Origin of the sequence: Aeromonas sp. QDB14 (assembly GCF_027707845.1) — a bacterium.
Taxonomy (GTDB): domain Bacteria; phylum Pseudomonadota; class Gammaproteobacteria; order Enterobacterales; family Aeromonadaceae; genus Aeromonas; species Aeromonas caviae.
The window spans coordinates 1-5388 of sequence record NZ_JAPCJD010000132.1 but is presented as its reverse complement, the minus strand read 5'-3'; the positions used below and the strand labels follow the sequence as shown (position 1 = coordinate 5388).

Annotated in this window: 5 protein-coding genes; 4 read left to right on the top strand and 1 reads right to left on the bottom strand. The window is 62.0% G+C overall.

What is annotated here, in order from left to right; genetic code table 11:
• Nucleotides 1–356: 356 nt before the first annotated feature.
• Together PG887_RS21660 and PG887_RS21655 are read left to right on the top strand one after the other, a co-directional pair.
• Entirely contained in the window at nucleotides 357–1028 is a 672-nt protein-coding gene (locus tag PG887_RS21660) for a helix-turn-helix transcriptional regulator (protein WP_270822885.1), read from the top strand.
• 26 nt (nucleotides 1029–1054) lie between these two features.
• Nucleotides 1055–2362, top strand: coding sequence for an L-cysteine desulfidase family protein (locus PG887_RS21655; protein WP_199769682.1), 1308 nt, complete (start codon nucleotides 1055–1057; stop codon nucleotides 2360–2362).
• 72 nt (nucleotides 2363–2434) lie between these two features.
• Here the strand turns inward: PG887_RS21655 and PG887_RS21650 are convergent, their stop codons facing one another.
• Nucleotides 2435–3190: an outer membrane protein assembly factor BamD gene (locus PG887_RS21650; protein ID WP_039039695.1), complete on the bottom strand. Its 756-nt coding sequence runs from the start codon at nucleotides 3188–3190 to the stop codon at nucleotides 2435–2437.
• Nucleotides 3191–3306: 116 nt separating this feature from the next.
• Here PG887_RS21650 and rluD point away from each other — a divergent pair, with 116 nt between their 5' ends.
• Complete coding sequence (rluD, locus tag PG887_RS21645) at nucleotides 3307–4287, top strand: 23S rRNA pseudouridine(1911/1915/1917) synthase RluD (protein WP_042864780.1); 981 nt, start codon at nucleotides 3307–3309, stop codon at nucleotides 4285–4287.
• A 119-nt stretch (nucleotides 4288–4406) separates the two neighbouring features.
• A complete protein-coding gene (gene pgeF / locus PG887_RS21640) occupies nucleotides 4407–5144 on the top strand; it encodes a peptidoglycan editing factor PgeF (protein ID WP_270822884.1) in 738 nt (245 codons plus the stop codon).
• The last annotated feature ends 244 nt before the right edge of the window (nucleotides 5145–5388 follow it).

Below are 5388 nucleotides of genomic sequence, written 5' to 3'. Positions count from 1 at the left end.
GGATTTAGGGACTCAGAATACTTTTTTCTGAAAATCAAGGCGGCCTTCCCCGGAAAGCCGCGATGAACCTTTTTTATGACCAGAGTGGATGACCGTGGCAGGGAACAGACAGGCGGTGGTGCCTGCCTGTCCGGACTGACTGACGAGCCCTGGCTCAATTAAAGTTGAGCAAAAGCACCAAAAAACCACCTTGAAGGCCTCTCATGGGGCCTTTTTTTCATTTCAGTCGTGATTTTGCTCACATTTTGTGGTGTTGTCTCACCAGTCGGGCATAATGCCCGCGCAAAAAGCGGATTTGCTCAATTTTATTTGAGTCCGCTTTGAATATCCTTACCCAACGTTGACCGGATGACCCCATGACCGAGGTAGCTCCCTTGCGCGACGCCAGCACACTGACCGATGAAGAGCGCCATCTGATCGCCAGCTTCGAGCCTGCGGTGGCGGCGCTGTCCGCCCTGTTTGGCCCGGGCTGCGAGGTGGTGCTGCACGCCTTTGACAGTCTGCACGCCTCCGTCATCAAGATTGCCAACGGCCACATCACCGGCCGCCAGGAGGGAGCGCCGGTCACCGATTTTGCGCTCGACAAGTTGCACAGTGCCGCCGGCAGCCAGTGGAGCAGCTATTTCTCCCGCACCCGGGAGGGCACCCTGCTGAAGTCTTCGTCCATCACCATCAGCAACCGCGAGGGCAAACCCATCGGTATGCTGTGCGTGAATTTCAGCCTGGACACGTCCCTTGGCAGCCTGCTCGACACCTTTGCCCCGCCCGCAGTGCCCCCAGCCCACGGCACCGAGACCTTCGCCAGCTCGGTGGATGATCTGGTGGCGCAGGTGATCGCCAAGGTGGACAGGGATCCCGGGCTGGGCAGCAGCGTGCGCAACAAGGCGATCGTGCACCGGCTCTACGACATGGGCATCTTCGAGATCAAGGATGCCGCCCAACTGGTGGCCGAGCTGCTCGGCATCTCCCGCCATACCGTTTACCTGCATATCCGCAATCACAAGGCGGAACTGGCCGAACAACAATGACGAGCCCGCACGCGGGCGTCATGAACATGAGACACATCGCAATGAACGCACAATGGACCGACTTTATTACCCTGCTCAAGCGTGAAGTGGTGCCGGCCCTCGGCTGCACCGAGCCCATGTCGGTCGCCTTGGCGGCGGCCAACTGCCGCAAGCTGCTGGGCCAGGTACCGACCCGCACCCGCGTCTGGGTCAGCGGCAATCTGTTCAAGAACGGCATGGGGGTCGGCGTGCCCGGCACCGGCATGATCGGCCTGCCGGTGGCCGCCGCCGTCGGCATCACCGGTGGCAACCCGGATGCCGGGCTGGAGGTGCTCAAGAGCCTCACGCCGGATCAGGTCGAGGCGGCCAAGGGGCTGCTGCCCACCATAGAGGTGGATGTGAAGGATGTGCCCGACGTGCTCTACGCCGAGGTGCTGGCCGAAGTGGAGGGGCACAGCGCCCGGGTGGTGATCTGTACCGACCACACCCGCATCGTGCTGATGGAGAAGGATGGCGAGGTGTTGATGGTGCAGGACAGCGCCCCCGGAGTGCAGATCCAGCCAGCCAAGGCCGACAAGCCCGCCATGACCCTGAAGGAGATCGTGGCCTTTGCCCTGGAGGTGCCGCCGGCCGAGATCGACTTCATCCGCGAGGCGGCCACCATGAACCAGGCGCTGGCGGACGAAGGGCTGCAGGGCTATGGCCTGCGTATCGGCAAGATCCTCACCGACCAGGTGGAACGCAAGCTGCTTTCCGACGATCTGATGACCCTGGCCATGCGCCTGTCGTCTGCCGCCTCCGATGCGCGGATGGATGGCGCCATGCTGCCCGCCATGTCCAACTCCGGTTCCGGCAACCAAGGCATTGCCGCCACCATGCCGGTGGTCGCCGCCGCCCGCTTCCTCAAGGCCGATGACGAGCAGCTGGCCCGTGCCCTGGTGATGAGCCACCTGGTGGCCATCTACATCAAGGCCTACCAGAACAAGCTCTCCGCCCTGTGTGCCGCCAGTACCGCCGCCATGGGATCGGGGGCCGCCATCACCTGGCTGCTGGGGGGCCAGTTCGAGCAGATCAGCCACTGCATCAACAACATGATTGGGGATGTTTCCGGCATCATCTGCGACGGCGCCGGCAGCGCCTGCTCCATGAAGGTCTCCACCTCCACCTCGGCGGCGGTGAAATCCTCGCTGATGGCCATCAACAACCTGCGCGTGCCCCAGAGCGAGGGGATCGTCTCGGACGATGTGGACCAGACCATCGCCAACCTGGGTCGCCTCTCCAGGGAGGGGATGCTGGATACCGACATCGAGATCATCAACATCATGCGGGCCAAGCAGCAGGGTAAGCACCAGTGACCCCGGAGTGCCGCCGTCGGCCATAAAAAAACCGGAGCCAGTGGCTCCGGTTTTTCATTGTTCGTTCGCTACTCAGCCGCGACCGAGACGGTTGTCCGGGTAGTTCTTGGCAAGCACTTCGCGGGCATGCTGGGCCAGGGTCGGCATCTTCAGGGTGTCATAGGCGTTGACCATGATTTCCAGTGCCTTCTCGGTTTCCACCGTGTCGGGATAGGTCTCGACGATCAGCTTGGCGCGGTTGGCGGCGGCGATCAGGGCGTCACGCTTGACGTAGTACTCGGCTACCCCCAGGTCATAGCGGGCAAGACGGTTCTTCAGGCCGATCATGCGGGCACGGGCATCTGCTGCATAGCTGCTGTTGGGGTAGTTCTGCAGCAGGGTCTTGAAGTCCTGGAAGGCCTGACGGGCGTAGGAGGGGTCCTTGTCATCCCGATTGATGCCGAGGAAATCCTGGAAGAAGTTGTAATCCGCCGCCATGTTGGTCAGGCCGCGCATATAGAAGACGTAATCGATGTTCTTGTGCGCCGGGTTCAGGCGGATAAAACGGTCGATGTTGGCGATCGCCTGGGCGGTATCATCCTGCTTGTAGTAGGCATAGATGAGATCGAGCTGAACCTGGTTGGAGTAGGCACCGAACGGGTAACGAGAGTCCAGCGCTTCCAGCAGTTCGATGGCATTGAGGTAGTTGCCGGTATCCAGTTTGATGCGGGCTTTCTGGTACAGAACTTCCGGCGGTTCGTCGGGAACCTTGGGTTTGGTGCTGGAACAGCCAGTGATCAGAGTAGCGACCAAGGCGAGCGACATCAGCAGGTGAGACTTCTTTCCCATCAACAACATCCGGTCCATTTCCACGAAATTGGCAAAGTATCCGTTATGCTTGGCTAAAAGAAAAGCTAGAATACCCGGATTATTTCGAATTGATACCCCCGCTCAAGAGACCATACATGAGCCAGCATATTGAACTGACAGGCGAATTTCAGGATCACCAATTCGGGCAACGACTCGACCAGGCCCTGGCCGAATTGTTTCCCGACTACTCCCGGACCCGCATCAAGGAGTGGATTTTACAGGACAGAGTGACCCTGGACGGTCAGGTTGCCAATACCCCGCGCGAGAAAGTGGTGGCCGGGCAGCAGGTACATGTGAATGTGGAACTGGCAGACGACACCCGCTGGGATGCCCAGAACATCGAGCTGAACATCGTCTATGAAGATGAACACATCCTGGTGATCGACAAGCCGGCCGGCCTGGTGGTTCACCCGGGCGCCGGTACGCCGGACGGCACCGTGCTCAATGCCCTGCTGCACCGCTACCCCGGCATCGCCGAGGTCCCCCGCGCCGGTATCGTGCACCGTCTGGACAAAGACACCACGGGGCTGATGGTGGTGGCCAAGACCATTCCCGCCCAGACCCACCTGGTGGAAGCCCTGCAGGCACGCCAGATCACCCGTGAGTACGAGGCGATTGCCATCGGTCACATGACCGCCGGCGGCACCGTCGATGCCCCCATCGGTCGTCACCCGACCCAGCGGACCCACATGGCCGTAGTGCCCAACGGGCGCGAGTCCGTCACCCACTACCGGGTGCACGAGAAGTTCCGTGGTCACACCCGTCTGCGGTTGCGGCTGGAGACCGGCCGTACCCACCAGATCCGTGTCCACATGGCCCACATCAAGCATCCGCTGGTGGGGGATCCCGCCTACGGCGGTCGTCTGCGTCTGCTGCGCAACGCCACCCCCGAACTGACCGAGGCCCTGCGCGCTTTCCACCGTCAGGCGCTGCACGCCACCATGCTGAAGCTGGCGCACCCCATCACGGGTGAAGTGATGGAGTGGCACTCCCCCACGCCGCAGGACATGGTGGCGCTGATGGAAGTGCTGCGGGCGGATACCCTGGCCAATCCGGACGATCTGGTCTGGAACTGATCCCGGGGGCGGCCTTGCGACGATTCCTGCCGTAATCTGCCCTCCATGATCTGACGCGGGGCCCCTTGACTGGTTGCAGCCAAGGGGCCCCGTTTTCATATGAACGAAAGGAGCCACAGATGAACTGGATCGCACCCGACTGGCCCGCGCCGGGCAATGTCAGGGCTCTCTCGACCACCCGGGACGGCGGCATCAGCGAAGGGGTCTTTGCCGGCCTGAACCTCGGGGCCCATGTGGGCGATGAACCGGCCAGGGTCGAGGCCAACCGCGCCCGGCTGCAGCAGGTGGCGGGGATCCCCGGCACTCTCAACTGGCTCAACCAGGTACATGGCATCGCCGTCCATCCGGTGAGCGACCGTTATGAGCGCGTACCGGATGCCGATGCCGCCTGTGCTCATGAGGCGGGGCAGGCCTGCATCGTGATGACTGCCGACTGCCTGCCGGTGCTGTTCTGCGATCGGGCAGGCACCGTAGTGGCGGCGGCCCATGCCGGTTGGCGCGGACTGAAGGGGGGCGTATTGGAGGCAAGCATCGCCGCCATGGGCTGCGAGCCTGGCGAGATCCTGGCCTGGCTGGGCCCGGCCATCGGTCCCGCCGCGTTCGAAGTGGGTGGCGAAGTGCGTGAGGCCTTCATGACGGAGCAGGCGGAAGCGGCGACTGCATTCGTGCCATCCCTCAACGAAGGGAAATGGCTGGCGGATATCTACCAGCTGGCCCGACTGCGCCTCGCCCGCGCCGGTGTCACCGCCATCTATGGCGGCGAATACTGCACCTTCAACGACAGCGAGCGCTTCTACTCCTATCGCCGCGATGGACAGACGGGTCGCATGGCCTCCCTTGTGTGGCTGGAAAAATAGCCGAAGAGGCGCTCGCGAGTGGCCGCAAGCGCCTCCTCACTCTCTGGTGATGGCCCTCCGCGACCATGTCTTGCTGCCGAGCAGGCTCAGGGTGCAGGCTGCCATTGCGAGGTCGTTTTCCCCCGGTCACCACTATTGAGGAAAAAATAAACAGCCACCCCTTGAAATTGGTTCATCGCGGCTTTCCGGGGAAGGCCGCCTTGATTTTCAGAAAAAAGTATTCTGAGTCCCTAAATCCATATGC

Coding starts and splice junctions, on each gene's coding strand:
- rluD (WP_042864780.1), top strand. CDS start 3,307: ATGAGCCAGCATATTGAACTGACAGGCGAATTTCAGGATCACCAATTC.
- PG887_RS21650 (WP_039039695.1), bottom strand. CDS start 3,190: ATGGGAAAGAAGTCTCACCTGCTGATGTCGCTCGCCTTGGTCGCTACT.
- PG887_RS21655 (WP_199769682.1), top strand. CDS start 1,055: ATGAGACACATCGCAATGAACGCACAATGGACCGACTTTATTACCCTG.
- pgeF (WP_270822884.1), top strand. CDS start 4,407: ATGAACTGGATCGCACCCGACTGGCCCGCGCCGGGCAATGTCAGGGCT.
- PG887_RS21660 (WP_270822885.1), top strand. CDS start 357: ATGACCGAGGTAGCTCCCTTGCGCGACGCCAGCACACTGACCGATGAA.